This window comes from Amycolatopsis sp. VC5-11 (assembly GCF_037034185.1).
GTDB lineage: Bacteria > Actinomycetota > Actinomycetes > Mycobacteriales > Pseudonocardiaceae > Amycolatopsis > Amycolatopsis nivea.
In genome coordinates this window covers 110,668-137,602 of record NZ_JBAGKF010000022.1, presented here as the reverse complement: position 1 = coordinate 137,602, position 26,935 = coordinate 110,668, and the positions used below count along the sequence as shown (strand labels likewise).

The following is a 26,935-nucleotide window of genomic DNA, read 5'->3' as shown; positions in this document are numbered from 1 at the left end:
CCCGCCTTGACAAGCACCCCCGAACCGTCAGCACAATCAAGCTTCGGGGTGCCCCACGCAACCAACAAGGCGCAATGTCGCCGCCAGGCGACGAGCCGCCCCTCTCAACCAAGAAACCGCCTCAACACCTCAGCAACCCCCCGAATCTCCCCAACCCGAACCCACTCCTGCTGCGTATGCGCCAACGTAGGATCCCCAGGCCCGAAATTCACCGCAGGCATCCCCAACGCAGCGAACCGAGCCACATCCGTCCACCCCAACTTGGCCGCAGCCGACCCCCCAGCCGCAGCCACCAGTTCAGCCGCCGCCGGCGCGGACAACCCAGGCAACGCCCCCGGCGACATATCCACCAACGTCACATCAAACCCATCAAAAACCCCCCGCACATGCGCCTCGGCCTCCTCCGCTCCCCGATCAGGCGCGAACCGATGATTAACCGTCAAAACGGCAGCATCCGGCACCACATTCCCAGCCACCCCGCCGGAAATAGCAGTAGCCTGCAGCCCTTCCCGATAAGTCAGCCCGTCAATCTCCACCACCCGAGGCGAATAAGAAGCCAACCGCTGCAACGGCTCCGCCAACGCGTGAATCGCATTCGACCCCATCCAAGCCCGAGCAGTGTGCGCCCGAGCCCCGGAAGTCCGCACCTCAACCCGCAACGTCCCCTGGCAGCCAGCCTCAATCACCCCATTGGACGGCTCCCCGACAATCGCGAGGTCCCCGGCAAGCCACTCAGGCAACTCCCGCTCGATCCGCCCGAGCCCGTTCCGAACAGCCTCGACCTCTTCATTGTCGTAAAACACAAACGTCACATCATGCCGAGGCTCCGGCAAAGTAGCGGCGAGGTGCAAGAAGACCGCATCCCCGCCCTTCATGTCCACCGACCCCAGCCCATGCAACACGGAATCGTCCCCGACCCCAGTGCGACGAGAAGGCAAGTTGGAATTCTCCGGAACAGTGTCCAAATGCCCCGCGAGAATCACCCGCGAAGGACGCCCCAACCGAGTCCGCGCCAGCACCGCGTCCCCATTGCGCACGACCTCCAAATGCGGAGCCTGCTCGGCCAGCGCCGCCTGCACGAGGTCCGCGAGCTTGCCCTCCTCCCCGGAGACGCTGAACACATCCACAAGGGCAGCGGTGAGGTCGGCCGGGTCGGCGCGCAGGTCAAGGGAGGTCATACCGGCACCGTACCCAGCAGGCGCGGGGGCTACCGTGAGGACGTGCGCACGCGAAGCTCCCTGGTCGCTCTCGGCGTCCTCGCCCTCGTCCTCACCGGCTGCAGCAACGAGGCCGGGCCCAAGGCCCGCCCCGGAGCCGGCGATCCGGGTCCGGACGCACTGCCGACCAAGCTCGAGGCGCTGTCGGCCGACGCTTGCTTCACCGGTCCGCAGACCCAGCTGCCCAAGGGCTGTGAGAAATACGTCACCGAGGTCGGCAACACCGCCGGTTCGGTGCACAAGCTGGCGAAAGCGGGCAAGACGGTCAACCAGCCGCTCGACCGCGACGCGACCGCGCTCGACCAGGCGGTCGGCGCGTTCCGCCAGGCGGGCTGCACCACCGTGCCGACCCCCGGCGGGGCGTGCACGCAGGCGCTCGTGTCCATCTCGACCGCGCTGACCGAGGTCAAGCAAAAGGTGAACCAGCTGGCCACCACAGGTTGATCTGGCCCGCTTCGGCTACCGTGACCGGCGTGAGCGAGCAGACCCCTGACCCCGAAACGACCGGCGCCGTCGGCGTCGGGCTGGCCACCGTCACGTCCGACGGGACCGTGCTGGACACCTGGTACCCGCACCCCAAGCTGGTCGACGCAGGCACGAGCGGCACCGAGCGGCTGACCGCGGAGCAGACCACCGAGCTGCTCGGCGAGTCCGCGGCCGCGCTGCTCGGCCCGGACACCGACCGCGGTGTCGAGGTCGTCGCGGTGCGCGTCACGATCGGCAGCCTTGCCACCGCGCCCGTCGACGCCCACGACGTCTACCTGCGCCTGCACCTGCTGTCGCACCGGCTGGTCCAGCCGCGCGTGCAGAGCCTCGACGGCATCTTCGGCCTGCTGGCCAACGTCGTGTGGACTAGCCACGGCCCGTGCCCGGTCGAGGGCTTCGAGCAGACCCGGCTGCGGCTGCGGTCGCGCGGCGCGGTCTCCGTGTACGGCGTGGACAAGTTCCCGCGGATGGTCGACTACGTGCTCCCGACCGGCGTCCGCATCGCCGACGCGGACCGCGTGCGGCTCGGCGCGCACCTGGCGTCCGGCACCACCGTGATGCACGAGGGCTTCGTGAACTACAACGCGGGCACGCTCGGCGCGTCGATGGTCGAAGGCCGCATCTCGGCGGGCGTGGTGGTCGGCGACGGCAGCGACGTCGGCGGCGGCGCGTCGATCATGGGCACGCTGTCCGGCGGCGGCACCGAGGTGATCTCGATCGGCGAACGCTGCCTGATCGGCGCGAACGGCGGCGCGGGCATCTCCCTCGGCGACGACTCGGTGATCGAGGCCGGGCTGTACATCACCGCGGGCACCAAGGTCGAGGTCGACGGCAAGACGGTCAAGGCACGCGAGCTGTCCGGCATCTCGGGCGCGGTGTTCCGCCGCAACTCCGCGACCGGCGCGGTCGAGGTCGTGCCGCGCGGCGGCGTCGGCATCCAGCTGAACGAAGCACTGCACGCCAACTGATCCAGCTCTTCGACGAGGGTGCGCTTCCCGCAGCGGAAGCGCACCCTTTCGACGTTTTCGGCGGATTCGATCTGATCGTCGCTCACCTACCATTAACCAGGTGACTTCCGAAGCGACCAGCCGCCGCCGTACTCCGGAACCGACGACGCCGGCCGCTCTCGGGCTCCCCGCCGAACCGGCGAAGGCGGGCCCCGAGGCACCGGCCGCCGCGCACGTCCGCGCCAAACTCGACCACGAACTGCGCGAACTGCTGTCCCGCGAACCGGGCACCCGGACTGGGGCCGATCCGGAAGAACTGCACCAGATGCGCGTCGCGCAACGGCGGATGCGAAGCGTGCTGAAGTCCTCGAGCGCACTGGTCGGCCCCACCGCGGAACCGGTACGCGCCGGCCTCGGCTGGCTGGGCCAGGTCCTCGGCGAGGTCCGCGACTACGACGTCCTGATCGGCCACCTGCGCGAGGTGATCGCCGACTTCGACGTCCGAGACCAACCCGCCGGACGACGGCTGGTGTCCCGCTTCGTCTCCGAACGCACCACCGCCCGCCGCCGCTTGAACCGGGCGCTGTCGAGCCCCCGGTACGCGACCCTGCTGCAGGGCATCGCCCAGCTGTCCCGCACCGCCGAGCACGAGATCGACGAAACCCCCGCCGAGAAGCCCAGTTTGGCCGCGGACGTACGAAAGCCGTACCGGAAACTCGCCCGCGCAGTCGCCGCCCTGCCCCCGAATCCCCCGGACGACGACCTGCACGCACTGCGCATCCACGGCAAGAAACTCCGCTATACCGCCGAATTGGCCCGATCGGCGGCGAAGAAGAAGCAGGCCGCGAAACTGTCCGAGCTGATCAAGGCGACGCGCAAATTCCAGACCGTGCTGGGCGATCACCAGGACGCGGTGTTCGCCGCGGAGAAGGTGCGCGGAGTACTGCCCAACGCAGACGCAGAAATCGGCTTCGTCGCCGGACGAATCGTCGAACACGAACTCGCCAAACGCGCCCACGCCCGCGCCACCTGGCTCGACATCTGGCACCGCATCGAAGCAGCCGAACACGCAGTCAGCTAACCGACCACACGTACCCATCCGGCCGCACCAGCACCCGTTTCCCCGGTGCCCCCTCGTACGCCGCGTACGCATGCCCGCCCGCGTCCACGAGTTCCCCCGTCGCCCCCTGCGGCAGGATCCGGTGCGCGGGATGCTCCGTCCCGAGCGGTCCGTCGCCGAAGACCAGTTCTGTCGCATGTGGACCCTGGAACAACTCGAACAGCCGCACGCTCTTGCCGTTCGCGTCCACGAGCGGCGCGTCCGGTGCCCGGTCTCCCGGCCGCAACGCTCCCACACCAACCGGCGACAGCGGGCCGCCCCGGTAAGTCAGGTCGAGTTGCTGCGTCTCCGGCCCGCGTTCGTGCGCGTCCTCGGCACCCTCCTTGTACTTCTCCAGCAACGCAGTGCTCACCCCCAGAACCCGCGCCGCGACCGCGCGTCGTTCCGCCTCGTAGCTGTCCAGCAGCGCGGGCGATCCGTCGGCGAGCTTCCAGGCCAGGTTGTACGCGTCCTGCACCCCGGTGTTCAAGCCCTGCCCGCCGGTCGGCGGGTGTACGTGCGCGGCGTCCCCGGCGAGGAACACCCGGCCCTGCCGGAATGCCGCCGCCAGCCGGATGTTCGGCCGCCACACGGTTGACCACGCCAGCTCCAGCAGCCGGATCCCGCCGCCGGACACCGCGTCCAGGTGCTCCTGCAACTCGCTCAGCGAGGTGCCCGCGTCGCCGTCGCCGAGCGGGGAGGCGAACTGGAAATACGGCGTCCCCGGGAGCGGCGTGAACGCGACGCCGGACATCGGCTCGTCCGCCTTCGCGAACCAGTACGCCGAGCCGTGGTCGAGCCCCTCCGCGGAGACGTCGCCCAGCAGCATCCGGATCGACTCGTCAGTGGTCCCCTCGAACGCGATCCCCAGCGTCTTGCGCACGAAGCTCTTCCCGCCGTCCGCGCCGACCAGGTAGTCCACGCGCACCGTCTCCCCCGTCGACAGCTCCGCGGTGACGCCCTCCTCGTCCTGCGTGAAGCCGGTCAACGCGGTGTTCAGCTCCACCCGCACGCCGAACTCGGCCAGCCGGTCCCGGAGGATCCCCTCGGTCTGCGACTGGCCGAGGAACCAGGCGGTCGGATACGGCACCGCGGGCGTCGGCTCGACCGGCTCGGCCATCCGCCGCACCATCGTGAACTCCCCGTCGAGGTACACGCGCATCTCGTGCGGCGGCGCACCCGCGGCGAGCACCGCGTCCAGCACGCCCAGATCCTCGAAGACCTCCATCGTGCGCGGCTGCAGCCCGTCGCCGCGCGAGCCGACGAAGTACTGCTCCGCCTTGTCCACCACCCGCACGCCGACCCCACGCCGCGCCAGCTCGATCGCCAGCGTGAGCCCGGTCGGGCCCGCCCCCGCCACCAGCACCGTCATGTCCTTCTCCCGTCTCACTGAATTATGATTCACTGAATTTAGATTCAGCATGCCCGCTGATAGCGTTCGCGTCAAGGGAGGTGCCGGATGACAGCGACGAGCCGCCGGGACAAAGCCGCCGAAACGGAAACGGCACTCAAGGACGCGGCCAAGCGCGTGTTCGCGGCCAAGGGCTACCTGAACACGAAGATCACCGACATCACCCGGGAAGCCGGCCGCGCCGCGGGGTCGTTCTACAACCACTTCGCGGGCAAGGAAGAACTGCTGATCGCGCTGCTGGCCGACCTGGCCGAGGACAGCGACCAGCAGGCCATGGCCGAGGACCATCTGTCCGATTTCAGCGATCCCGCCGCGGTCCGCTGGCACGTGCGGCAGTACTGGGACTTCTACCGCGCCAACGCGCCCACGATGCTCGCGCTGCGCCAGGCGGCGATGGTGAACGAGGCCTTCGCCGCCGCGTACGCGAACTTCGGCGCCACCCAGGCCTCGGACGTCGAGAGCCACCTCAAGCACGTCACCGCGGCTGGCTTGCGGCTCCCGGCGAACACCCAGCTCACCATCGCGATGATGTACCAGCTGATCGACAACTTCGCGCAGATGTGGCTGGTCACGCCGCCGCCAGCAGGGTGGAACCAGCCCTCCGACGAGGAAGCGATCGAGGCGCTCACCCGGTTCGTCTACCGCGGTTTCACCGGCCGCGACTACTGACGGCCGGTCACCTTTCCGGCCCCCGCCCCGTCAGGGAAGTGGGACCGGAAAGGAGCAGCCATGGAAACCGGACTTCTCGTCGCCACCTTCGTCTGCGTCGCGATCAACGCCTTCGAGGTCGTGGCCAAAGCCGTCCGAGCGCGGTTCGTGGTGCAGAACTCGACCGAGGTCGGCGTCGGCCCGCGATGGATCCCCTACCTGGCGATCCTGGAAGGCGCGGGCGTCGCCGGGCTGGTGGCCGGCCTGCTCGGCTGGCCTCGCCTGGGATTGGCCGCGGCGATCGGGCTGACGCTGTTCTTCGTCGGCGCGGTCGGAGCGCACATCCGCGCGAAGGTGTTCCACAACATCGCGTTCCCGGCGGTCTTCCTCGCGCTGGCGGTCGCGGCGACCGGGTATTTCACGGGGTCAGTCGCCTGACCCCGTGCTCTCAACCCTGCGCCAGCCGTTCCGCGGCCGCCTCGATGCGCTCGTCCGTTGACGTCAGCGCGACCCGCACGTGTTCCTTGCCCGCGGGCCCGTAGAAGGTGCCCGGCGCGACCAGGATGCCGCGCTCGGCGAGCCATTCCACCGTGGCCTGCGCGGATTCCCCGCGCGTGGCCCAGAGATACAGCCCGGCCTCGGAATAAGTGATCTCGAAGCCGTTGTCCTGCAACGCCTTCCGCAGCACGACCCGCCGGGCGCGATAGCGTTCGCGTTGCCCGGCAAGGGCTTCGTCGTCGGAAAGCGCGGCCACCATCGCCTGCTGCACCGGGCGCGGCACGATCATGCCGGCGTGCTTGCGCACCTCCAGCAGGGTCTTCACCAGCTTCGGGTCACCCGTCACGAATCCGGCGCGATAGCTCGCGAGGTTCGCCGACTTCGACAGCGAGTGCACCGCGAGCAGGCCGTCCGTCTGTCCACCGTGGACGGACGGATGCAGCACCGACAGCGGTTCCGCCTCCCAGCCGAGCGAGAGGTAACACTCGTCGGACACCACGACGGTGCCGCGTTCGCGCGCCCATTCGACCACCTTGCGCAGGTGGTCGACGCCGAGCACGCGGCCGGTCGGGTTCGACGGCGAGTTCAGCCAGATCATCGCCGGGCGGCGCGGGCCGAGCTGGGTCAGCCCGTCCGCGCGCACCACCTCGGCACCCGCGAGCAGCGCACCGACCTCGTACGTCGGATACGCCAGCTCCGGGATGACCACCAGGTCGCCCGGCCCGAAGCCGAGCAGCCGCGGCAGCCAGGCCACGGCCTCTTTCGAACCGATCGTCGGCAGCACCGCGTCCGGTTCGACGCCGGTGATCCCGTACCGCCGCTCCAGCGCCGCGACGGCCGTTTCCCGCAGCTCAGGCGTGCCGTGCGTCGCCGGATAGCCGGGGATCTCCGACACCGACGCGAGCGCGGCGCGGATCGAGTCCGGCACCGGGTCGACGGGCGTGCCGACGGACAGGTCGACGATGCCCCCGGGATGCGCCTGCGCGCGGGCCTTGACCTCGGCGAGCGAATCCCAGGGGAAGTCGGGCAGCCGGGTCATTCGCCCTGCGGGGGCAGAGCCTTGATGAACCCCGGGTCGTGCGCGGTCTTGCCGACCTTGGAGGCGCCGCCGGGCGAGCCCAGCTCGTTGAAGAAGTCGACGTTCGCCTTGGTGTAGTCGGACCAGTTGTCCGGGACGTCGTCCTCGTAGTAAATGGCCTCGACCGGGCAGACCGGCTCGCAGGCGCCGCAGTCGACGCACTCGTCCGGGTGGATGTACAACATCCGCTCGCCCTCGTAGATGCAGTCCACGGGGCACTCGTCGATACACGCCTTGTCGAGCACGTCGACGCAGGGCTCGGCGATCACGTAGGTCACTGCGTACTCCTGGCTTCTCCTGCTGGGCCGGTCGGTGCGGACATTACGCGCTTCCCTGGCCCCCGGTGGTGGTTAGGCGACCCTTATCCCACCCCTGGAAACGGGGCGGATCCGAGCCGCTCAGCGGTCCCGGCGGCGCGGTTTCGGCGCGTTCCGGGCATCGCCGGTAATGGTGAAGGCGGGTCCGGCGGGCTTGCCGTCCTCGCGTTTCTCCTCGAGAGTCCGCTTGAACCCGTCGGCGATCTCGTCGACAAGCTCATCGTTGTGCCGGTCGTCCTTGCGCGCGTAACTCATGGGGTTCTCCTGCGGAACGGGACAGCTCTCTCCGTCACAATCTAACCGTGAACTCCCGGGAAAAGCTCGAAATCGTGTGTGCGAAAGCGTGGCAGGCGGTGGTCGAGGAGCCGCTCGGAGAATGGACTCTGCGCTGGGCGGACGGCTTCACCGGGCGCGCGAACAGCACACTCGCGGTCGGCGACCCCGGCTGCCCGGTCCCGGACGCGCTCGCGGCCGTATGTGACTTCGCCCACGCTCGCGGCATTCCGCCCGCGGTTCAGGTGCTGGAAGACAGCGAACTGGAGCGCGCGGTGGCCGCCGCGGGCTGGCGCGAGCAGGTCGAGCACGCCGCCGGGTACCGGGTGTCGGTGCTCACCGGTCCGCTGCCGTCCGGTCCTTCGCCCGACGCTGAGGTCCTCGACCAGGCGACGCCGGAATGGTGGGAATTGGCCGAGAACACCACCGAGCCGGGTTCCGCCCAGCGGCACGTCGTGACCACCGGAAAGGTCGGTTACGGCGTCGTGCTGGCCGACGGGGTCACCGCCGGGGCGGTGCGCGGGGCCGTCGTCGACGACTGGCTCCACGTCGCCCGTCTCGCGGTCGCTCCGGAGTTTCGCCGCCGCGGTCTGGCCACCACGGTGCTGCACGCGCTCGCCGACTGGGGCCGCGCGCACGGCGCCGACAAGTGGGTCCTGCAAGTGGCGGTGGGCAACGCCGGCGCGCTCGCGTTGTATTCCGCGCTGGGCTGTTCGGAGCACCACAGGTACCGGTACTGGGGCCCGGCGCCGCGGACGTGCGAGGATCGCCAGTCGTGAAGATCGTCGTACTGGTAGGCGGGGTGGGCGGCGCCCGCTTCCTGCTCGGGGTCAAAACCGCACTCGGACTTCCCGCGATCGGCGCGGGCGAGTCCCCGCACGAGATCACCGCGCTGGTGAACACCGGCGACGACGTGTGGATGCACGGCCTGCGCATCTGCCCGGATCTCGACACCTGCATGTACACCCTCGGCGGCGGCATCGACACCGAACGCGGCTGGGGCCACGCGGGCGAGACCTGGACGGTGAAGGAGGAACTCGCCGCCTACGGCGCGGAGCCGACCTGGTTCGGGCTCGGCGACAAGGACATCGCGACCCACCTCATCCGGTCGCGGATGCTGCGCGCGGGCTATCCGCTGTCCCAGGTCACCGAGGCGCTGTGCGATCGCTGGCAGCCCGGCGTGCGCCTGCTGCCGATGTCGGACGACCGGGTCGAAACGCACGTCGTGATCGACGATCCGGACCAGCCGGAGCAGCAGAAGGCCGTGCACTTCCAGGAGTGGTGGGTGCGTTACCGGGCCGGCGTGCCCGCACATTCGATCGTGGCGGTCGGCAATGACGAGGCGAAGCCCGGTCCGGGGGTGCTCGAAGCGCTGGCCGAGGCGGACGTCGTGCTGTTCGCGCCGTCGAACCCGGTCGTGTCGGTCGGCACGACGCTCGGGGTGCCCGGCGTGCGCGACGCACTGCGGAAAACTCGCGCCAAGGTCGTCGGGGTGTCGCCGATCATCGGCGGGAAAGCGTTGCGCGGCATGGCCGACGCGTGCCTCACCGCGATCGGCGTGGAGACCTCCGCGGAGGCGGTCGGCCGCCACTACGGAGCGCGTTCGGAAGGCGGCGTGCTCGACGGCTGGCTCGTCGCGCCGGAGGATCACGAGGTCACGGTGCCCGGCGTGGACGTGCGCGCGGTGCCGCTGCTGATGTCCGATGTGGACGCGACGGCGGACATGGTCCGCGCGGCGCTCGACGTGGCTGGAGTCTCCAGTGTCTGATGCAACACAGCTTGACCACGCTTCCCAGAAGATCGAGATCCTGCCGGTTCCCGGGCTGCCGGAGTTCCGTCCCGGCGACGACCTGACCGGCGCGATCGTGTCCGCCGCGCCGTGGCTGCGGTCCGGCGACGTGGTCGTGGTGACCAGCAAGGCGTTCTCGAAGATCGAGGGCCGCTTGGTGCGCGTGCCGAGCGACCCCGAGGCGCGCGACGCGGCCCGGCGGAAGCTGATCGAGGAAGAATCGGTGCGGGTGGTCGCCCGGATCGCGCGCACGCTGATCACCGAGAACAACCTGGGCATCGTGCAGGCGGCGTCCGGGATCGACGCGTCGAACGTGCGCGGCGACGAGGTGGCGTTGCTGCCCGCGGACCCGGACGCGTCCGCTTTGGCTCTGCGCAACGGTTTGCGCGAGCGGCTGGGCGTCGAGGTGGCCGTGGTCGTCACCGACACGATGGGCCGGGCCTGGCGAGTCGGCCAGACCGACGCCGCGATCGGCGCGTCCGGTCTGCGCGTGCTGCACGGGTACGCCGGACAGGTCGATTCGCAGGGAAACGAGCTGGCCGTTACGGAAATCGCGATCGCGGACGAGATCGCCGCCGCGGCGGACCTGGTGAAGGGCAAGCTCGGCGGGTTGCCGGTCGCGGTCGTGCGCGGCCTGCAGATCCACGACGACGGATCCACCGCGCGGGACCTGATCCGCCCGGGCGAAACCGACCTCTTTCGCTTGGGCACCAACGAATCCATCGCGCAGGGCCGCCGGGAAGCGGTACCGCACCGGCGTTCCGTCCGGCACTTCAGCGACGAGCCGGTCGACCCCGAAGCCATGCGTCGCGCGGTCGCGTCCGCGCTCACCGCGCCCGCGCCGCACCACACTCACCCCGTGCGGTTCATCTGGCTGCGCGACGAAGGCCTGCGCCGCAAACTCCTCGACGCGATGCGTGCGTCCTGGGAAGCCGACCTGACCAGCGACGGCTTCACGCCCGAGCAGATCGCGAAACGCCTTTCCCGCGGCGACATTCTTTATCGTGCACCGGAACTGGTCATCCCGTTCCTGCTGCCCGAAGGCGCGCACACTTACCGCGACGACCGGCGAAACCGCCACGAGCGCACCATGTTCACCGTCGCCGCCGGCGCCGCCGTGCAGGGCCTGCTGGTCGCGCTGGCCGCCGAAGACCTCGGCTCGTGCTGGATCGGCTCGACCATTTTCGCCGCCGACCTGGTCCGGTCCACTTTGGACCTGACCGACCAGTGGCACCCGCTCGGCGCGGTCGCCATCGGGCACCCGGCCGAACCCGCTCCCCCGCGCGGACCGCTTTCCACCGGCGATTGGCTGATCGAACGATGACCCTGCACGAATCCGCGGTCGCCGCGCTGACCGAATGGAAGCCCTCCGAACCGGCACAAGAGTCGCTGCGGCAAGCGTTTCTCGGTTTCCTGGCGTCGCGTTCGGACACTTGCCAGCGCTCCTGCGAAGCTGGGCACCTGACCGCGTCCGCGGTGGTCCTCGACTCGACCAGCACGCAGGTCCTGCTGACCCTGCACCCGCGCGTCGGCCGCTGGCTGCAACTCGGCGGGCATTGCGAACCGTCCGACGCGTCGCTGGCCGAAGCCGCCCTGCGCGAGGCGACCGAGGAATCCGGCATGAGCGGCCTGGTGATCGGGGAAACGCCGGTGCACCTGGACGTCCACCCGATCACCTGCTCCCTCGGCGTCCCGACTCGGCATTTCGACGTCCGGTACGTCGTGCACGCCCCGCCCGGCGCGGAACCCGTGCGCAGCGAGGAATCCGACGACCTGCGCTGGTGGCCGGTCGACGCGCTGCCCGCGGGTTCGGAAGATCTGGCCGAATTGATCGCCGCGGCCCGTTAACCTGGACGCATGGACCTGGCGCGACCGCACCTGCACCCGGGCGACACCGGCGTGGCCATCAGCGGATGGGCGGTGTTGATCGGCTTCGCGGTAGCGTTCGCGCTGCTGGCGCTGGGCATTGTGGTCAGTATCCGACGGAAACGGCGGCAACGATGAGCATCAGCTACGACCCGGCCTCGGCTGTCCCGCCGTTCGAACAGGTCCGGACCTCGCTGGCCAACCAGATCAACGACGGCACCCTGGCGGTCGGCACCAAACTCCCGACAGTGCGCGGGTTGGCCGCGGAACTGGGCATCGCGCCGAACACCGTCGCGCGTGCGTACCGGGAACTCGAGGAAGCCGGTCTGCTGGAAACCCGAGGCAGAGCAGGCACTTTCGTCGGCGCGACCGGCGACGAGACGCTGTCCCGAGCCCAGGCCGCCGCGGCCACGTACGCCGAGGTGATCCGGGGGTTGGGCTTGTCGGCCGAACAAGGCGTGGCAATCGCGGCGGCGGCCCTGCGCTGATCACGGCGAGGAATTAGCATCTGGTTTTGTCCTTGCCCGACCCGATGGGAACCTCATGCTGAAATTCGTCCTGCCGGTCGTGCTGATCCTGCTGCTGATCCTCATCCTGGTCTTGAAATTCGCGGTGGGACGGCCTAAGCAGCCGCCGCAGGCCGGTCCGGGGCAGTACCCGGGACAGCAGGGGCCCGGTGCTCCGTATGGTCAGCAGCCGCAGGGCCAGTACCCGCCGCAACCTGGTCCTCCGCAGCAGTACCCGCCGCAGCAATATCCGCCGCAGAATCCGCAGGGCTGACCCGCTTCGTCCTGTGGCAAAGCCTTGACCAGGGGAGGGTCTTCATGGCTGTACAACCGTGGCATCTCATCATCCTGCTGCTGATAGCAGGCGCGGTATTCGCGATCGTGCGCGCTTCGGCCAAGAAGAAGCAAGGCCCGCCGCCGGGCTACTTCCCGCCGCAGCAGGGCTATCCGCCACCCGGCCAGAGCTATCCCCCGCCGGGACCGCAGCAGGGCTACCCCGTCCAGAACTACCCCGGCTATCCGCAGCCCGGCCCGCAGTATCCGCCGCAGCCCGGTGTCCCGCCGCAGAACCCGCAGTATCCGTACCCGCCGCAAGGCCCCGGTCAGTAGACCGCGGCACGCCGGTCAGGCACTCACATCGCCCGGTAATCCCGCAGCTCAATCCGAGGCCCGAACCGCGGCCGCCGAGCCCCGGCCGCTCCCAGATACCGGATCGCCCGCTGCCGCTGCGGCGCGTACGGGGCGAGCACCTGCGCCATCTCCTCGTCGTCGATCTCCCGCCCGAGCAGCGTGTGCCCGACCACCGCCGGGATGTTGTAGTCGCCGAAGCTGACCGCGTCCGGGTCGCCCCACGCGCGCTGGGCGATCTCCGCCGCCGTCCACACGCCGATGCCCCGCACCTTCCGCAGCCACGCGCGTCCCTCAACCCCGCGCAGCTGCACCGCTTCTTCGAGCCGCGGAGCGACCCGGGCCGCCTCGATCAGGGCCGTGCGGCGCTTCACATCCACCCCGATCTTGTGCCAGTTCCAGTCCACAATGGACCGAATGGCGACCGGATCCGGCGGCACCCGCAGGAAGTCCGGGCCGGGGCCGGGGGCGCGCGTGCCGAACCACCGGCACAGCTCCGCCCACGACCGGATCGCTTCCTTGCCGCTCACCTTCTGCTCGAGGATCGCCAGCACCAGCGCGTCCCACACCCGCCCGGTCGAGCCGAGTCGCAGCCCGGGCGTGTCGCGGCGGGCGGCGGCGATCACGTCGTGGTGCGCGACGAATCCGGTGTCGTCATCGTCCGCGCCGAGCAGCGCGGGCACGCCGGCGAGCAGGAAATCCGCGCCCTCGCCCCAAGCCTCGGCCTCGACGACGCCGTCCGGCCGGTGCAGCAGCGCGAGCGTTCCCTTGCCGCCGGGCGTGTTCGCGGCCAGCCACCAGACGCCGCGGTCGCGCCGGAAGTTCAGCGACCCGCGCCCACGGCTCAGCGGACCCAGCACCTGCGCCAGATCCACCGGAAACCCCGGACGCCACTCCATCACGCGTCGCTCGAAAACCGGATGCCGCCGTCCGGCACCGAAACGCCGGGCCAGATCCGCACGCCGTCGAGCAGTTCGCAGCGAGCCCCCACCGACGCGCCGTCGCCGAGCACGACACCGCGCAGCACCGCGCCCTCGCCGACCTGCGCTCCGCGGCCCAGCACCGAGTTCTCGACAATCGCGTCCGGGCCGATCACCGCGTCGTCGAACACGACCGAACCGGACACCGTCGCGCCCTTCCCGACGACGGCCCGCGCACCGATCGTCGTGCCGTCGGTGAGCTTCGCTCCGGTAAAGACAGAAGCCCCGTCCAGCGCCAGAAAATCGCCGGTCGGCCCGGCCAGCGCGGAAGTCGGCGCGACGCCGCGGACCAGATCGGCGCTGCCGCGGACGAACGCCTCGGGAGTGCCGACGTCGAGCCAGTACGAAGAATCAACAAATCCGTGCAGATGCGCACCATTTTCGAGGAGCCCGGGGAACGTCTCGCGTTCGACCGACACCCGCCGCCCGGCCGGGATGGTCTCGATCACCGGACGGCGGAAGACGTAGCAGCCGGCGTTGATCTGGTCGGTCGGCGGGTTCGGCGTCTTCTCCAGGAAGGCGGTGACCCGGCCGTCGGAGTCGGTCGGCACCGAACCGAAGCGGCTCGGGTCCGGGACGCGCTGGAGGTGCAGGGTCACGTCCGCGCCGGAGTCGAGGTGGGTGCGCAGCTGGGCGTGCAGGTCGGCACCGGAGAGGATGTCGCCGTTGAAGACGATCGCGTGGTCGGCGCGCAGCCGGTCGTAGACGTTGCGGATGGCGCCGCCGGTGTCGAGCGGCTCCTCCTCCACCACGTACTCGATCTCCAGCCCGTGCGCGGACCCGTCGCCGAAGTACTCCTCGAACACCTCGGCCCGGTACGACGTGCCGAGCACCACATGCCGGATCCCGGCCGCGCGGATGCGGGAGAACAGGTGGCTCAGATAGGGCGTGCCCGCCGTCGGCAGCATCGGCTTCGGCGCGGACAGCGTGAGCGGGCGCAGCCGCGTGCCCTGGCCGCCGACCAGTACGACGGCGTCGACCTCGACCTCGGACGTCACAGAAATCTCCTTTGTATCACGCACCGCTGAGCGACAAGCCGCGGGAAACGTGGGCGGCGCGGGCCCCGAGGGCCTACCCTAGACAGGAAACAGGCGGGCCTTTCCCTAGAGGCCCCGGGTCAGTCGGGAGGCCGAGGGGAATGGACCCCCGCGATCGCGCGGACGCATTGCTCGCACGCGCACGATCCCGCGGCGCCTTCGTGGTGACGCCGGACAACATGACGTCTCCGATGGATTCCTCCAGCACTCAGCAGATCTCCGCCGCGGTGGTCTCCGGGCTGGATCCCGACACGACGACGCAGCTGCCCGCGTCGCTGATCGAAGAGAACGACCATCCGCTGGCAGCGGGCACGCGCACCCAGCCGTCGCCGCATCCGCTGGCCCAGCCGACGCCGACGCGGCCGCTCGAAATCCCCGGCGCGCAGAACACCGCTCCGCAGCCGACGGTGCCGAGCCCGGCCGCTCCGCAGACGACGCCGCTGGTCCCGCGCCCGCAGGCGAAGCCGGTGGCGAGCCCGCTGAAGGATCCGGCCGAGGAGGAAATGACCGGCCTGGTCCCCACGATCAAGCAGAACAGCGGACGGTCCAACCTGTCCCGGCGGCTCGACGGGCTGTGATCCTCGCGGGGTCTCCCCGGGCCCGGGCTGCCCGGATTGCCCGGGGAGACTTCCCGTTCGGGAGGTCGCGTCTCCCGCGAGCGATCTTTACGACCGCAAAGTGTTGCGGCGGCTGAGCATCTGGACGATCCCGGGGGCACGCCGGTTGCCCGGGCGTCCTTTGCGGACCGTCAGCCCTTCCGGGTCTCCAGCTTCACCCGCAGCGCCAGCCCGAGCTTCACCGCGGCCAGCACCGGCTTCCACAGCAGCCCCTGGTGCCGGTCGGCGAGGTAGCGGTAGGCGCTCGCGTGGTGGGCGCGCAGCATCTTCGCCGACGCGCGCGCGGTCGAGTGGCCGCCGATGTGCATCACGCTCGACGACGGCGCGTAGACGTTCTGCCAGCCCGCCTTCGCGAGCCGGTCGCCGAGGTCGACGTCCTCGAAGTACATGAAGTAGCGGGTGTCGAAGCCGCCGACGGAGTCGAACGCCTCGCGCCGGAAGAGCTGGCAGGAGCCGGACAGCCAGCCGGACGTGCGCTCGACCGGCGCGGCGTTTTCCTGGCGGTATTCGCGAGTCCACGGGTTGCCCGGCCAGACCTTGCCGAACACCGCGTGCCCGATCCCGCGTCCGAACGACGGCAGCAGCCGCGCGGACGGGTAGACGGTCCCGTCGAGGTCGTGGATCAACGGCCCGAACGCGGCCCCGCGCGGCCAGCGCCCGGCGACCTCGATCAGCGCGTCGAGCGAGCCCGGCTCCCATTCGAGGTCCGGGTTGACCACGACGACCCAGCCGTAGCTGTCGTCGAGCGCCGCGACGCCGCGGTTGGCAGCCGTTCCGTAGCCGACGTTCTCGCCGATGCTGACGAGCGTCACGTTCTCGCGCTCGGCGGCCTTCTCCGGAGCGCCGTCGGTGGACGCGTTGTCGGCGACGACGACGTGCACCTCGCGGTCCGTCGCCTTGTCGAGCGTGTCGAGGAACTTCTCGAGCGTTTCGCCGGGGAAGTAGGTCACGGTCACGACGCCGACGCGGTCACCATACGTGCGCTGCTCAGTCACGGCGCCATTGTCCACTGCTCACGGACGGCTACATCAGCCCACCGACCCGGTCACCCGCAGTGATTCCCCGGACCGCCTTTCAGCTCCGCCAGTTCGTCGTCGATCAGCAGGCCCGGGTCGAATTTCATCCCGGTGAAGTGGCCGGCCAGTTCGAGCGACAGGACCCCGTGCAGCCGGGTCCAGAAGGACAGCGCGCGCCGCACCGCGCCGGTGCCGGCGGTGTCGCTGTCCACCCACTCGCGATGGGTTTCGAGGTGCACGTGGAACGTCGTCGCCGACTCCGGTTCGCCCAGTGCCGCGTTCGCCTCGATCAGGACTTCCATGACCTCGTTGGAGATCGCCGTCGTGTCCGGCGGCGCGTGGTAGCCGGGCACCGGCGTGCCGTAGATGAGGAAGTAGCGCTGCGGATCGGCCTTGGCCCAGTCCCGGATGACGTGTGCCAGTGCCAGCAGGTCCGCCCCGGAATCCGCCGCCGCGCGGACGGTGTCGGCGAGGCTCCGGAACGCGTCCCGGATCAGCGCGGTGATCAGCTCCTCCCGGCCGCGGTAGTACCGGTACAGCGCGGGCACGGTCATGCCCATCTGCTTGGCGATCGCGGTCAGCGACAGCGCGGGCAGCCCCGCCTCGGCGATCTGCTGCCGCGCGTGCTGCTTGATCTCCTCGCGCACCTGTTCGCGGTAACGCTCCCGCGGTGCCTGCTCGGCCATCGGCTGTATCCCTTCGCTCCTCTCCGCACAGTGTAGTTAAGCCCCTTCACTCCCGCTATTGACGTTCACGGTCGCGAACTTGTACGGTCTTAACTGAAGTTAAGCCAATTAACTATCACTAATGGAGTTCACCGTGTCGAACCTCAAGCCGCGTCTGCGCGCCGCACTGCTGGCCCTTCCGGTCGCCGCCGGACTGCTCGGCGCCGCGCCCGCCCAAGCCGCCACCCCGCACCCGAGTTCCCTGACCTGCCAAGGAAAAGGCATCGACCCGACCGCCCAGCTCCACCACCGCGCGGAGACCTTCATCAAGGCCCCGCTGAGCACCGTGTGGCGACTGCACACCAGCGTCGAAAGCTGGCCGCGCTGGCAAAAGCCGGTCACGAGCATGAAGCGCCTCGACCCAGGTCGCCTGCACCCCGGTTCGCGGTTCCGCTGGACCACGCCCGCTCCACCCATGCCGTCGACCCCGGCCACCACACTGGTCATCACGTCGACCGTCCACCAGGTCAAACCCGGCCAGTGCATCCGCTGGTCCGGCCCGGCGATCGGCCAGGGCCTGCGGATCGACAAGGGCACGCACGTCTGGAACTTCGTCCCGGTGCGCGGCGGAGTCCTCGTCCGCACCGAAGAAAGCTGGACCGGCCAGCAGATCGAGGCCGACCCGGCCACCGCGATCAAGTACCTGGCCCCGGGGCTGGACCTCTGGCTGGCCGATCTGAAGACCGCCGCCGAAGCTCACTGTCACCGCTGAACCCGTACCCGCGAAGGAGAATCGTCATGCCCGCGTCCCGTGCCTCGCTGCCTGTCCTGATCACCGCCTGGTCCGTCCCTGCTCTCGTCCTCGGGCAGTTCGCGTTGCTCTCCGGCATTCCGTTGATCGCGCTTCTCGTCTCCAGCCTGCGCAATTCCCAGCCGCGCGCGCTGCGCTGGTGGTCCGCCGGATTGGCCGCGGTCTATCTCGGAGTGCTCGCACTTTGGGCGTTAAGTCCGGAAAGCGCGCCGAGTTTGTCTAAATCGATGAATCCGGCGGTCACGGCATTCTTCGTCGCGAGCGGAGTCGCGGTCGCCATCGCCCACCACGTCCGCAAACGCCCCGGTGCCGTTAACTGAAACTGGTAACCTCGAAACCACCAGCCGTAAAGAGGGGGCCGATGAAAACCGTCGCCATCGAGGAGCACTGGACCACCCCCGGCATCGACCGGATGCTGCGCACCGAATCCGGCGACCCGAGCATCGCGCACAACGACCGCGGCGATCTCGCCGAGCGCCTGCTCGACATCGGCGACCAGCGCGTCGCGTGGATGGACGAGGCGGGCATCGACGTCCAGCTCCTCTCGATCGCGCCGCCGGGAACGCACGGATGCCCGGCCCCGCAAGGCATCGAGCTGAGCCGCGAGGCGAACGACCTGGTCAGCGAGGCCGTCTCGAAGCATCCCGACCGCTTCCGCGCCATGACGACGCTGCCGATGTCCGATCCGGACGCAGCGCTCGCCGAATTGCAACGGACCGCGAAGGATCCGGCGCACGTCGGGATCATGTCGTACGGCCGCAGCGGCGACCGCCCGCTCGACGATCCCGCGTACGACGAACTGCTCGGCGCGGCCGCCTCGCTCGGCAGGCCGGTTTTCGTCCACCCGCAGATCCCGGTGGAGTCCGTCCGCAAGGCTTCCTACAGCGGTTTCGGCCCGGAACTCGACCTCGGACTGGCCACGTACGGCCTCGGCTGGCACTACGAGGCCGGGCTCGCCGTCATCCGGCTGATCCTGCGCGGAACCTTCGACCGCCACCCGGATCTGCAGGTCGTCCTCGGCCACTGGGGCGAGGTGGTCCTGTTCGCACTGGACCGCATCGACAGCCTGTCGCACACGGCCACGCATCTCGAACGTCGCGTCTCCGAGTATTTCCGCACCAACATTCACCTGGCGACCAGCGGAATGCTCGTCCCGCGAATGCTGCGCAATGCTCTCGAATACACCAGCGCCGATCGGATCTTGCTTTCCGGCGATTACCCGTTCCACCGGGTCCAAGCCACGGCTGTCGCGGAATTCCTGCAGAATTTGCCTGACGAGGAAGACCGGGAAAAGATCGCGCACGCCAACGCGGAAGCCCTTTACGGTCTCCGTTAACGATTGCGCAAATGCTGATGCCAGGCCTTTCCGTAAGCCTCGCGGTGCCGATCCGCCGTTGTCGTCCACGAGAATTCCTTGGCGCGCCGCTGCGCCGCGGAAGCGAGTACTGAGCGACGCGACGGATCGGCCAGCAATTCCGTCAACGCCGCGGCGACATCGCCCGCACCGACACCGCAGTACGCGACCGCGTCGCCGCCGACTTCCGGCAGGGAGAGGCGGCGCGTGGTCAGCACCGCGGCACCGCAGGCCATCGCTTCGAGCACCGGAAGCCCGAATCCTTCGCCGAGGCTCGGGTACGCCACGAGCTCCGCACCGCCGAGGAATCCGGCGAGCGTCCCGAACGGCAGATACCCCGCGCGAATCACCCGAAGCCGGTGCGGCACCGCGTCCAGCGCGCGCTCCACCTGGGTGTCCCAGCCAGGCTGCCCGGCGAGCACGAGCGCCGGCGCGTCCCGCTGCCCGGCGACCGCGCGGGCGTAACCGCGGATCAGCGCGGGCACGTTTTTCCGCGGTTCGAGCGCCCCGAGGAACGCGATGTACGGCGTCGCACCGAGCCCGACCGCCTTCCGCGCCGCCGCGATCTCCTCCGGGGACGGCGGGTGGAAGCGTTCGCTGTCGACGCCGTGATGGATGATCTCCAACTCCGCGTGCCGCACCGGGCTCACTCGCGCCAGCTCTACCGCTGTCGCGTGACTGGGAACTACGCAGAGTGTCGCCCGCCGCAGCGCGGTGGCGGTCCACGCACGGAAGAACCGGGCCTTGACCGACGAGTGCAGGACCGCGTCGGTGAAGAACGTCGCGTCATGCAGCGTGACTACCGAAGCGGCCCCGCTGGCGAGCGGCATCGTGTAGTGCGGAGAGTGCACGACGTCGGCAGCGAGCCGCCGCACGAGCCGGGGCAAGGTGGCTTGCTCCCAGGTCAGCCGGGCAGTGCGCGTGGAGGTCGCGGGCGACGCGGCGACGATCCGGGAACCAGGCGCGAGCTGACTGTAAAGCGGCAGGTCACGAGGCTGGCAGACCACCGTCAGCCGGGCCCCGTCCTGATCGAGCGCACCAACGAGCGAGTCCACGTATCGGCCGACCCCACCCCGATCCGCGGGCACCGCGGTCGCGTCGATCAGCACACGGGGATCACCGGTCACGAGTGCAGCGTACGGCGATCACCCACTGCACAGGTCAGGAACCGGCAAACTGCCGCCGACTCCAGGCGCCACCACCCTCGCCCACCTGCACTCACCCGTCCGGGTTCACTCGACCGTGTTCGGCCGGTGGCAGCCTGACGACTGCCGACACCGCAGCGCCCCGCGAACACCTGCGCCTGCTCCCTGCCGAGCTTCGACAGCCCCGCCGCTTCGCCGCCCCTCGGCAGCCGCGGCACTGCCAGCCCGGCCGCCCCGGTTCGACCAGCACCGGAACCTTCGCGAGCGCCGACCGCCTCCCGAACCCCTGAGCCCGGCCGCCAGAGGCCAGCCCCGACCGCCGGTGCAGACGCCAAAGCCCGACAGCCGACTCCGCTAACGAGCGCGCCGTCAGTCCGGCCGCCGATGCCCAGCCGCTACCCGAACCCGACCGCAGCCTGCCCGATCTGCCCGATCTGCCCGGCCCGCCAAACCGCCATAGCCGCCAATGCCCGGCCGCAACCCTGAGCCCAACCGCAGCCCGCCCCGTCTGCCCGGCCGCCGATGCCCAGCCCACCCAGCCGCCGCTATAGCCGCCATTGCCCAGCCGCAACCCGAACCGGCCGCCGGTGCAGCCGCCAAAGCCCCAACCGCAACCCGCCCACCAAAGCCCCCACAGCAGCCCGACAGCAGCCCGCCCGCCGACGCAACCGCAGTCGCCACCCCCGCTACAAACCAGCCGCCCGCCGCCGCAGTCGCCAAAGCCCAATTGCCGACCCGCCGCAAGCCCGCCAGCCGTCAGCCAGCCCGACCGCCGACGCAGCCGCCAGAACCCACTCACCGCCGACCGCAGCCAGCTCGCCGCAGCCGCACTCGCCACCCCGCTACAAAGCAGCCGTCAGCTAGCCCGCCGATGAGCCGCCCACACCGCCTCAGCAGCCGCTCGCCAAGTGAACGTCCGGGCCCGCTCGCGCCCCAGTTTTGAAAGCTCCGCCGCCTTGTCCGGCGACAGCAGCACCTCTTTAAGCGCCCACGCCAGCGCGTCCGCATCCCCGCGCGGCACCACCAGCCCGGCCCCGCCGGAGACCTCTACCAGGGCCGGGACGTCTGTGTGCACCACCGGCACCCCGATCGCCATCGCTTCCAGCAGCGGCAGCCCGAAGCCCTCGGCGAGGCTCGGCATCGCCAGCACGCTCGCGCCGCGCATCGCGGTCGCCAGCTGCGCGTCAGTCACCTTCCCCAAGACCCGCACCGATTTCAGGCCGCGGTCGGCCGCCAGTCGCACCGGGTCGATGCCGCCCCAGCCGGGCTGGCCGGCGAGCACCAGGCCGACGTCGCCGACCTCGTCCGTGCCGTCGAGTTGCGCCACCGCGTCGACCAGCACGTCCATGCCCTTGCGCGGTTCGATCGTCCCGACCGCCAGCACGTACCGCGACGGCAGGTCAAGCTGAGCAGCCCCCTCCGGCACGGTCACCCCGTGCGGCACGACCCGCACCGGGACGTCCACGTCCAGCAGCACCGCCAGCTCGTCGGCGACCGCTCGGGTCGGCACGATCAGCCCGGACGACCGCCGCGCGGCCCGCGCGATCATCGACCGGTGCCAGCTGACGCCGCGTGCGGTCAGGGTCTCCGGATGCGTCCACGGCACCGTGTCATGCACGGTGACGGTCAGCGTTCGCCCAGCCGGGGCACGGGGCGGCGCGAACGGGGTCGGCGCGTGCACCGCGTCACCGCCCGGCCACCAGCGCAGGCCCAGTTGCCACAGCGCGACCAGCGCCCTCGGCGGCAGCGGCAGCACGCGCGGTCCCTCGACCCCCTCGACCTGCGCCGCGGAGACGTCCGCGTGCCGCGCGACCACGCTGGACACGGTCCAGCCGGGCGGCGCGGTGCGGGCGAGCGCGGGCAGCAGTTCGGCGGTGTACCGGCCGGTGCCACCCGGAACGGGGGCGAGCAGTTGCTCGGCGATCACGACCAGTTCGGGCACGCCGCTATTCTCTCCCAGGTGACCAGCGCGGAATCCGGCACCACCGTCGTCGTGGTGACCTGGCGTGGGGAAGCCCACCTCGCCGCATGCCTCGACGCGCTCGCCGCCCAGGACCGTCCACATCGGACACTCGTGGTGGACAACGCCTCAACCGACGGCACCGCAACGATTCTGGCCGAGCACCCGAGCCGTCCGGAGGTCCTCCGGCTGCGTCGCAACACCGGTTACGCCGGTGCGATGGCCCACGCGCTCGACCGCATCGGCACCCCGCGCGTCGCCTGGCTCAACGACGACGCCGCCCCCGAACCGGACTGGCTCGCCAACCTCGAAGACACCCTCGACAGCCAGCCGCTCGCCGCCGCCGTCACGTCCCGGCTCGAACTGACCGACGGCAGCACCCAGTCGAGCGGCGTCCGGCTCACCGCCGACGGCCACGGCGCCGACCTCACCGAGCCCAGCGACGAGGTCTTCGGCTTCTGCGGCGGCGCCGCGCTGCTGCGCACCGACGCCGTGCGCGCGGTCGGCGGCGTCCCGGCGAGCTTCTTCTGTTACTACGAGGACACCGACACCGCGTGGCGGCTGCGGCTGGCCGGATGGCACGTCGTCGCCGCGCCGAAAGCGCGGGTCCAGCACCTGCACGGAGCCAGCACGAAGCCCGGTTCACCGCAATTTCACCGCTGGAACGAACGCAACCGCCTGCTCATGCTGCTGCGCTGCGCCCCTACGAAAGTCGCGATCCGGGAATTGGCCCGCTTCGCCGCGATCACCGCGCTGCTTCCGCTGCGCCGGCGCCGTCCGGACGCGGCGAACTTCGACCCCGCGCTGCGGCTTCGGGTGCTGGCGGAGATCGTCTTCCGGCTCCCCCGCACGCTGCGGGAACGCGGTCGCGTCAGCCGGATCTCGGCGCTGGGCCGAGGCGCGATCTGGGATGCCTGGGCTGGCCTTTAAGCTGGGCGGAAATTCGACGGAGGAGCTCGTCTTGGCAGTGGGGGACCCGCAACCGCTCGTCTCGGTGATCGTGGTGAATTACCGCGGCGCCGACGACACCATCACCTGCCTGCGGGCGCTGCGAACCGACCTGGATTACGCGAATGTCGAGCTGATCTGCGTCGACAACGCTTCCGGCGGCGACGACGCGGCCCGCATCCGCGCCGAGGTGCCCGACGTGCAGCTCATCGAATCGCCGGTCAACACCGGGTTCGCCGGCGGCTGCAATCTGGGCGCGAAGCACGCGAACGGCACCGTCCTCGGCTTCCTCAACAACGACGCCCGCCCCGCTCCGGCGTGGGTCTCCGCGGCCGTCGCCGAACTGCGCGCGCAGCCGACCGTCGCCGCGGTGGCGAGCAAGGTCCTCGACTGGGACGGCACCGGCACCGACTTCGTGGACGCGGGTCTGACTTGGTTCGGCATGGGCTACAAGCGCCACGCCGGCAGCCCGATCGCGGACGTGCCCGAGGCCGAGCACGACGTCGCCAAGGACGTCCTCTTCGGCACCGGCTCGGCGCTGTTCGTGCGCGCGTCGGTGTTCGCCGAACTCGGCGGTTTCGACGAGCGTTTCTTCATGTTCTACGAGGATGTCGACCTCGGCTGGCGGCTCAACCTGCGCGGCTGGCGCGTCCGCTACGTGCCGGAATCGCTCACCTACCACCGCCACCACGGCACCATGGCAGCCGTCGACGCGCCCGACACCGGCCGCGAGACGTTCCTGCTGGAACGCAACGCACTGGCCGCGCTGTACAAGAACCTCTCCGACGAATCCCTGGCTCGCGCTCTTCCCGCGGCCCTCGCGCTGGCCGTCCGCCGGGCGACCGCACGCGGCGGCATCAACCCGGACCAGCTTGATCTGGAAAAGGGCGTCGGCCCCGTCGACACCTCGGAGGTCGCGGTCCCACGCACCACGCTCGCCGGAGTACTGGCAGTGGACCGATTCGTGGAGATGATGCCGTCGCTGGCGGAGTCCCGCGCAGTCGAGCAGGCCGCGCGCGTGCGTACCGACGCGGACCTGCTTCCGTTGCTGCGCAAGGCACTTGAGCCCGCGTACCCGCTGCCGGATTACCTTCGCGCACACGAAATCCTCGTCGAAGCGTTCGGCATCAAGGACGTGTTCGGCCAGCGCCGCAAGATCCTCGTGCTGACCGGCGATTCGATCACCGAGCGCATGGCCGGCCCGGCGATCCGGGCGTGGAACATCGCCTCGACGCTGTCCGCCGAGCACGACGTGCACCTCATGACCACCAACCCGCTGGTCTCGCCCCCGCCGGCGGCCTTCCAGGTCAGCTCGGGCAAGCACCGCGACCTCGACGGCCCGATCGAATGGGCGGACGTCGTGATCCTTCAGGGGCACGTGCTGGAGCTGGCGCCGTCGCTGAAGAAGCAGCACGAGCACAAGATCGTGGTCGCCGACGTGTACGACCCGATGCACCTGGAGCTGCTGGAACAGGGCAAGGACGCTCCCGACGACCAGCGCGCGCTCGACCTGGCCGGCGTCACCCGCGTCCTCGACGCCCAGCTCGAACGCGCCGATTTCTTCCTCTGCGCCTCCGAACGCCAGCGCCACTTCTGGCTGGGCCACCTCGCCGCGCTCGGCCGCCTGTCCCCGCGCCTCTACGACGCCGACCCGACCACCCAGTCCCTGCTCGCCGTCGTCCCGTTCGGGCTCTCCCCGCAAGCCCCGACGCGCACCGGCCCGGGTCTGCGTTCCGCTCTCGGCATCGGCGAATCCGACCGGGTCGTTTTGTGGGCAGGCGGCGTCTACAGCTGGTTCGACCCGCTGACCCTGATCCGCGCCTTCGGCCTCCTCCGCCACCGCCGCGACGACGCCCGTCTGGTGTTCCTCGGCATGAAGCACCCGAACCCCGAGGTCGCCGAAATGGACATCGGCGCGCGGACCGTGCGGTTGGCGGATTCGCTGGGCCTCACGGACAAGAACGTTTTCTTCAACGAACAATGGGTCCCGTATTCGGACCGCCAGAACTGGCTTCTCGACGCCGATTGCGGTGTCACCACGCATTACGAACACGTCGAGACGACTTTCGCTTTCCGCACCCGGGTTCTCGACTACCTGTGGGCCGGTTTGCCGATCGTGACGACCGACGGTGACGCATTCGCCGACCTCGTCCGCGCGGAGGGTCTCGGCGTCGTCGTCCCCGCCGAAGACGCGGGCGCGTTGGCAGACGCTCTGGAAAAGTCGTTGTACGACCGGGAATTCGCCGACGCGTGCGTCGAACGGATCCGAGTAGTCGCGCAGCGCTACGCCTGGCCGGAAGCGCTGAAACCCCTGGTGGAGTTCTGCCGCAACCCGCGCCCCGCCGCGGACCGGTTGCCCGGCGGCGCCGACCTCACCGTCAGCGACCCGGTACGCGGCACCGCGATGGTGCGGCGCGATTTGGCTCTGATGCGGGAATATCTCGCCGCTGGCGGCCCAGGCGAACTGGCGAAGCGAGCAGCAGGACGGGTCACGAAGGTAGCACGGGAGCGGTTGCGCCGTGGCTGACCGTCCGCTGCGCGTCCTGCTAGACGGCACCCCTCTGCTCGGTTCCCGGACGGGCATTGGCCGGTACACCGCCGCGTTGAGCGAAGAGCTCGCTTCCATGTCCGAAGTGGACCTTCGCGCAGTCGCGTTCACTCTGCGGGGCTGGCGGAAACTGCGGCATGTCTTGCCCCACGGCGTTCAGGCACGCGGAATGCCAGTCTCCGCGAGGCTGCTGCGAGCCACCTGGCTGCGCACCCAGCTACCCCCCGTCGAACTTTTCGCCGGACCAACCGATGTAGTCCACGGCACGAACTTCGTCCTCCCCGGCCGCCTCCGTGCCGCCGCGGTACTGACCATCCACGACCTGGCTTTCATCGACGCCCCCCAGGAACTCGCCCACTCCGACCGAACCCTCCCAGAGTTGGTCCGACGCGGCGCCCACCGAGCGAATGTCATCTGCACCCCCACCGAGGCAGTCGCGGATTCCGTCGCGGAGAAACTGGATGTCGATCGATCGAAGATCATCGCCACCCCGCTAGGCGTGAACCCAGCCTGGTTCACCGCCCGCCCACCGGATGACGGAGTGCGAGCGAAGCTACGGTTGCCAGAGAAGTATTTGCTGTTCGCCGGCGCCGCCGGACCACGCAAGGGTCTCGACTGGCTAGCCGCCGCCCACGCCGCCGCCCCAGACCTGCCACCGCTGGTCTTCGCTGGCCCCGGTCCATTCCCTAGGTTGCCACGGTCAGGACAGACCGGCTATCTGTCCGATGTGGACCTACGCACGGTCGTGGCTGGTGCCGCAGCATTGGTTCTCCCGTCGAGGGATGAAGGCTTCGGCTTGCCGGTCCTGGAAGCAATGGCCTCGGATGTCCCCGTCGTCTGCACCGACATCCCGGCTCTACGCGAGGTAGCAGGAGACTGCGCCACCTTAGTCCCGTATGACGACGTAGACGGCCTCGCAGAAGCCTTGCGCCAAGCCGTAACAGACCCGCACGGCCTAGCCACCTCCACCGCCCGCAGAACTCACGCGGCAAGCTTCACCTGGCATAACACAGCGCTACGCACCTTAAACGCATACCGCCAGGCAACCGAAGCGTAAAAGCTTTAAAACCGCAGCATCAACGCACAACAGGG

The 26,935-nt window shown here is 69.9% G+C and carries 31 protein-coding genes; 20 read left to right on the top strand and 11 right to left on the bottom strand.

The annotated features are described in order from the left end of the window. Positions 1–104: 104 nt before the first annotated feature. Positions 105–1,178, bottom strand: coding sequence for a succinyl-diaminopimelate desuccinylase (gene dapE / locus WA670_RS39805; protein ID WP_275295349.1), 1,074 nt, complete (start codon positions 1,176–1,178; stop codon positions 105–107). Between the two features lie 42 nt (positions 1,179–1,220). Here dapE and WA670_RS39800 point away from each other — a divergent pair, with 42 nt between their 5' ends. The 3 genes from WA670_RS39800 to WA670_RS39790 all read left to right on the top strand — a co-directional run bounded on the left by WA670_RS39800 (position 1,221) and on the right by WA670_RS39790 (position 3,731). Beyond that, the gene (locus WA670_RS39800; RefSeq protein WP_037816399.1) at positions 1,221–1,661 is read left to right on the top strand and encodes a hypothetical protein; all 441 of its coding nucleotides are present in this window, start codon (positions 1,221–1,223) and stop codon (positions 1,659–1,661) included. Positions 1,662–1,690: 29 nt separating this feature from the next. Continuing rightward, positions 1,691–2,671: a 2,3,4,5-tetrahydropyridine-2,6-dicarboxylate N-succinyltransferase gene (dapD, locus tag WA670_RS39795; protein WP_336161231.1), complete on the top strand. Its 981-nt coding sequence runs from the start codon at positions 1,691–1,693 to the stop codon at positions 2,669–2,671. Positions 2,672–2,771: 100 nt separating this feature from the next. Then, positions 2,772–3,731, top strand: coding sequence for a CHAD domain-containing protein (locus WA670_RS39790; RefSeq protein ID WP_134668827.1), 960 nt, complete (start codon positions 2,772–2,774; stop codon positions 3,729–3,731). On the opposite strand, the gene WA670_RS39785 is transcribed toward WA670_RS39790, so the two are convergent. After that, positions 3,724–5,121, bottom strand: a complete 1,398-nt coding sequence (locus WA670_RS39785) for an FAD-dependent monooxygenase (protein WP_336161239.1) — start codon at positions 5,119–5,121, stop codon at positions 3,724–3,726. The two genes, WA670_RS39790 and WA670_RS39785, sit on opposite strands and share 8 nt — an antisense overlap. An 87-nt stretch (positions 5,122–5,208) precedes the next feature. Here WA670_RS39785 and WA670_RS39780 point away from each other — a divergent pair, with 87 nt between their 5' ends. Both WA670_RS39780 and WA670_RS39775 read left to right on the top strand, forming a co-directional pair. After that, on the top strand, positions 5,209–5,829 hold the full coding sequence (locus tag WA670_RS39780) for a TetR/AcrR family transcriptional regulator (RefSeq protein ID WP_134668825.1): 621 nt from the start codon (positions 5,209–5,211) through the stop codon (positions 5,827–5,829). Between the two features lie 60 nt (positions 5,830–5,889). Further along, on the top strand, positions 5,890–6,246 hold the full coding sequence (locus tag WA670_RS39775; protein ID WP_037815955.1) for a DoxX family protein: 357 nt from the start codon (positions 5,890–5,892) through the stop codon (positions 6,244–6,246). Positions 6,247–6,256: 10 nt separating this feature from the next. Here the strand turns inward: WA670_RS39775 and dapC are convergent, their stop codons facing one another. The 3 genes from dapC to WA670_RS39760 all read right to left on the bottom strand — a co-directional run bounded on the left by dapC (position 6,257) and on the right by WA670_RS39760 (position 7,956). Beyond that, a complete protein-coding gene (gene dapC / locus WA670_RS39770; protein WP_037815957.1) occupies positions 6,257–7,345 on the bottom strand; it encodes a succinyldiaminopimelate transaminase in 1,089 nt (362 codons plus the stop codon). Then, positions 7,342–7,662 (bottom strand): ferredoxin, encoded by a 321-nt coding sequence (fdxA, locus tag WA670_RS39765; protein ID WP_009072848.1) that lies wholly within the window; start codon positions 7,660–7,662, stop codon positions 7,342–7,344. Before fdxA ends, dapC begins: the two co-directional genes overlap by 4 nt. Positions 7,663–7,782: 120 nt before the next feature. Next, on the bottom strand, positions 7,783–7,956 hold the full coding sequence (locus WA670_RS39760) for a hypothetical protein (RefSeq protein WP_093575832.1): 174 nt from the start codon (positions 7,954–7,956) through the stop codon (positions 7,783–7,785). Between the two features lie 47 nt (positions 7,957–8,003). Between WA670_RS39760 and WA670_RS39755 the strand changes: the two genes are divergently transcribed. The 8 genes from WA670_RS39755 to WA670_RS39720 are packed head-to-tail and all read left to right on the top strand — an operon-like array spanning position 8,004 to position 12,744. Beyond that, entirely contained in the window at positions 8,004–8,753 is a 750-nt protein-coding gene (locus WA670_RS39755) for a GNAT family N-acetyltransferase (RefSeq protein WP_037815958.1), read from the top strand. Further along, positions 8,750–9,742, top strand: coding sequence for a 2-phospho-L-lactate transferase (gene cofD, locus WA670_RS39750; protein WP_043831954.1), 993 nt, complete (start codon positions 8,750–8,752; stop codon positions 9,740–9,742). Before WA670_RS39755 ends, cofD begins: the two co-directional genes overlap by 4 nt. Next, the gene (locus tag WA670_RS39745; RefSeq protein WP_235146710.1) at positions 9,678–11,087 is read left to right on the top strand and encodes a coenzyme F420-0:L-glutamate ligase; all 1,410 of its coding nucleotides are present in this window, start codon (positions 9,678–9,680) and stop codon (positions 11,085–11,087) included. The genes cofD and WA670_RS39745 overlap by 65 nt, the downstream gene beginning before the upstream one ends. Then, positions 11,084–11,611, top strand: a complete 528-nt coding sequence (locus WA670_RS39740; protein WP_238608529.1) for an NUDIX hydrolase — start codon at positions 11,084–11,086, stop codon at positions 11,609–11,611. Before WA670_RS39745 ends, WA670_RS39740 begins: the two co-directional genes overlap by 4 nt. A 9-nt stretch (positions 11,612–11,620) precedes the next feature. Continuing rightward, positions 11,621–11,767 carry an LPXTG cell wall anchor domain-containing protein gene (locus WA670_RS39735; RefSeq protein ID WP_336161224.1) on the top strand — a complete coding sequence of 49 codons (147 nt, stop codon included), beginning with the start codon at positions 11,621–11,623 and terminating at the stop codon, positions 11,765–11,767. Further along, positions 11,764–12,117, top strand: a complete 354-nt coding sequence (locus WA670_RS39730) for a GntR family transcriptional regulator (RefSeq protein ID WP_037815963.1) — start codon at positions 11,764–11,766, stop codon at positions 12,115–12,117. The genes WA670_RS39735 and WA670_RS39730 overlap by 4 nt, the downstream gene beginning before the upstream one ends. Before the next feature lie 55 nt (positions 12,118–12,172). Beyond that, positions 12,173–12,409, top strand: a complete 237-nt coding sequence (locus tag WA670_RS39725) for a hypothetical protein (protein ID WP_134733778.1) — start codon at positions 12,173–12,175, stop codon at positions 12,407–12,409. Positions 12,410–12,453: 44 nt separating this feature from the next. Further along, on the top strand, positions 12,454–12,744 hold the full coding sequence (locus WA670_RS39720) for a hypothetical protein (protein WP_336161221.1): 291 nt from the start codon (positions 12,454–12,456) through the stop codon (positions 12,742–12,744). A 23-nt stretch (positions 12,745–12,767) separates the two neighbouring features. Here the strand turns inward: WA670_RS39720 and WA670_RS39715 are convergent, their stop codons facing one another. Both WA670_RS39715 and WA670_RS39710 read right to left on the bottom strand, forming a co-directional pair. Next, positions 12,768–13,661 carry a DNA-3-methyladenine glycosylase family protein gene (locus tag WA670_RS39715; RefSeq protein WP_336161220.1) on the bottom strand — a complete coding sequence of 298 codons (894 nt, stop codon included), beginning with the start codon at positions 13,659–13,661 and terminating at the stop codon, positions 12,768–12,770. Continuing rightward, the gene (locus WA670_RS39710; protein ID WP_037815969.1) at positions 13,661–14,740 is read right to left on the bottom strand and encodes a sugar phosphate nucleotidyltransferase; all 1,080 of its coding nucleotides are present in this window, start codon (positions 14,738–14,740) and stop codon (positions 13,661–13,663) included. Before WA670_RS39710 ends, WA670_RS39715 begins: the two co-directional genes overlap by 1 nt. Positions 14,741–14,880: 140 nt before the next feature. On the opposite strand from WA670_RS39710, the gene WA670_RS39705 reads away from it, so the two are divergent. Next, positions 14,881–15,357 carry a hypothetical protein gene (locus WA670_RS39705; RefSeq protein WP_134733784.1) on the top strand — a complete coding sequence of 159 codons (477 nt, stop codon included), beginning with the start codon at positions 14,881–14,883 and terminating at the stop codon, positions 15,355–15,357. 170 nt (positions 15,358–15,527) lie between these two features. Here the strand turns inward: WA670_RS39705 and WA670_RS39700 are convergent, their stop codons facing one another. Both WA670_RS39700 and WA670_RS39695 read right to left on the bottom strand, forming a co-directional pair. Then, positions 15,528–16,391 carry a glycosyltransferase family 2 protein gene (locus WA670_RS39700; protein ID WP_205670269.1) on the bottom strand — a complete coding sequence of 288 codons (864 nt, stop codon included), beginning with the start codon at positions 16,389–16,391 and terminating at the stop codon, positions 15,528–15,530. Positions 16,392–16,441: 50 nt separating this feature from the next. Beyond that, positions 16,442–17,098 (bottom strand): TetR/AcrR family transcriptional regulator, encoded by a 657-nt coding sequence (locus tag WA670_RS39695; protein WP_336161218.1) that lies wholly within the window; start codon positions 17,096–17,098, stop codon positions 16,442–16,444. Between the two features lie 121 nt (positions 17,099–17,219). Between WA670_RS39695 and WA670_RS39690 the strand changes: the two genes are divergently transcribed. From WA670_RS39690 to WA670_RS39680, 3 genes are read left to right on the top strand one after another with little or no spacing between them, the layout of a single operon-like run. Continuing rightward, the gene (locus WA670_RS39690; protein WP_336161216.1) at positions 17,220–17,849 is read left to right on the top strand and encodes an SRPBCC family protein; all 630 of its coding nucleotides are present in this window, start codon (positions 17,220–17,222) and stop codon (positions 17,847–17,849) included. Positions 17,850–17,875: 26 nt separating this feature from the next. After that, positions 17,876–18,208, top strand: a complete 333-nt coding sequence (locus WA670_RS39685; RefSeq protein ID WP_238608537.1) for a hypothetical protein — start codon at positions 17,876–17,878, stop codon at positions 18,206–18,208. 41 nt (positions 18,209–18,249) lie between these two features. Beyond that, complete coding sequence (locus WA670_RS39680) at positions 18,250–19,224, top strand: amidohydrolase family protein (RefSeq protein ID WP_336161214.1); 975 nt, start codon at positions 18,250–18,252, stop codon at positions 19,222–19,224. On the opposite strand, the gene WA670_RS39675 is transcribed toward WA670_RS39680, so the two are convergent. Further along, entirely contained in the window at positions 19,221–20,351 is a 1,131-nt protein-coding gene (locus WA670_RS39675; RefSeq protein WP_043831933.1) for a glycosyltransferase family 4 protein, read from the bottom strand. The genes WA670_RS39680 and WA670_RS39675 overlap by 4 nt on opposite strands. A gap of 892 nt (positions 20,352–21,243) precedes the next feature. Next, positions 21,244–22,329 (bottom strand): glycosyltransferase family 4 protein, encoded by a 1,086-nt coding sequence (locus WA670_RS39670; protein WP_336161213.1) that lies wholly within the window; start codon positions 22,327–22,329, stop codon positions 21,244–21,246. Between the two features lie 18 nt (positions 22,330–22,347). Between WA670_RS39670 and WA670_RS39665 the strand changes: the two genes are divergently transcribed. Genes WA670_RS39665 through WA670_RS39655 form a run of 3 tightly spaced genes read left to right on the top strand, consistent with a single transcriptional unit; the run spans position 22,348 to position 26,900 of the window. After that, positions 22,348–23,277, top strand: a complete 930-nt coding sequence (locus tag WA670_RS39665) for a glycosyltransferase family 2 protein (RefSeq protein WP_336161211.1) — start codon at positions 22,348–22,350, stop codon at positions 23,275–23,277. Positions 23,278–23,308: 31 nt separating this feature from the next. Continuing rightward, entirely contained in the window at positions 23,309–25,822 is a 2,514-nt protein-coding gene (locus tag WA670_RS39660; protein WP_336161209.1) for a glycosyltransferase, read from the top strand. Beyond that, positions 25,815–26,900 (top strand): glycosyltransferase family 4 protein, encoded by a 1,086-nt coding sequence (locus tag WA670_RS39655; protein WP_134668790.1) that lies wholly within the window; start codon positions 25,815–25,817, stop codon positions 26,898–26,900. Before WA670_RS39660 ends, WA670_RS39655 begins: the two co-directional genes overlap by 8 nt. Positions 26,901–26,935 lie beyond the last annotated feature (35 nt).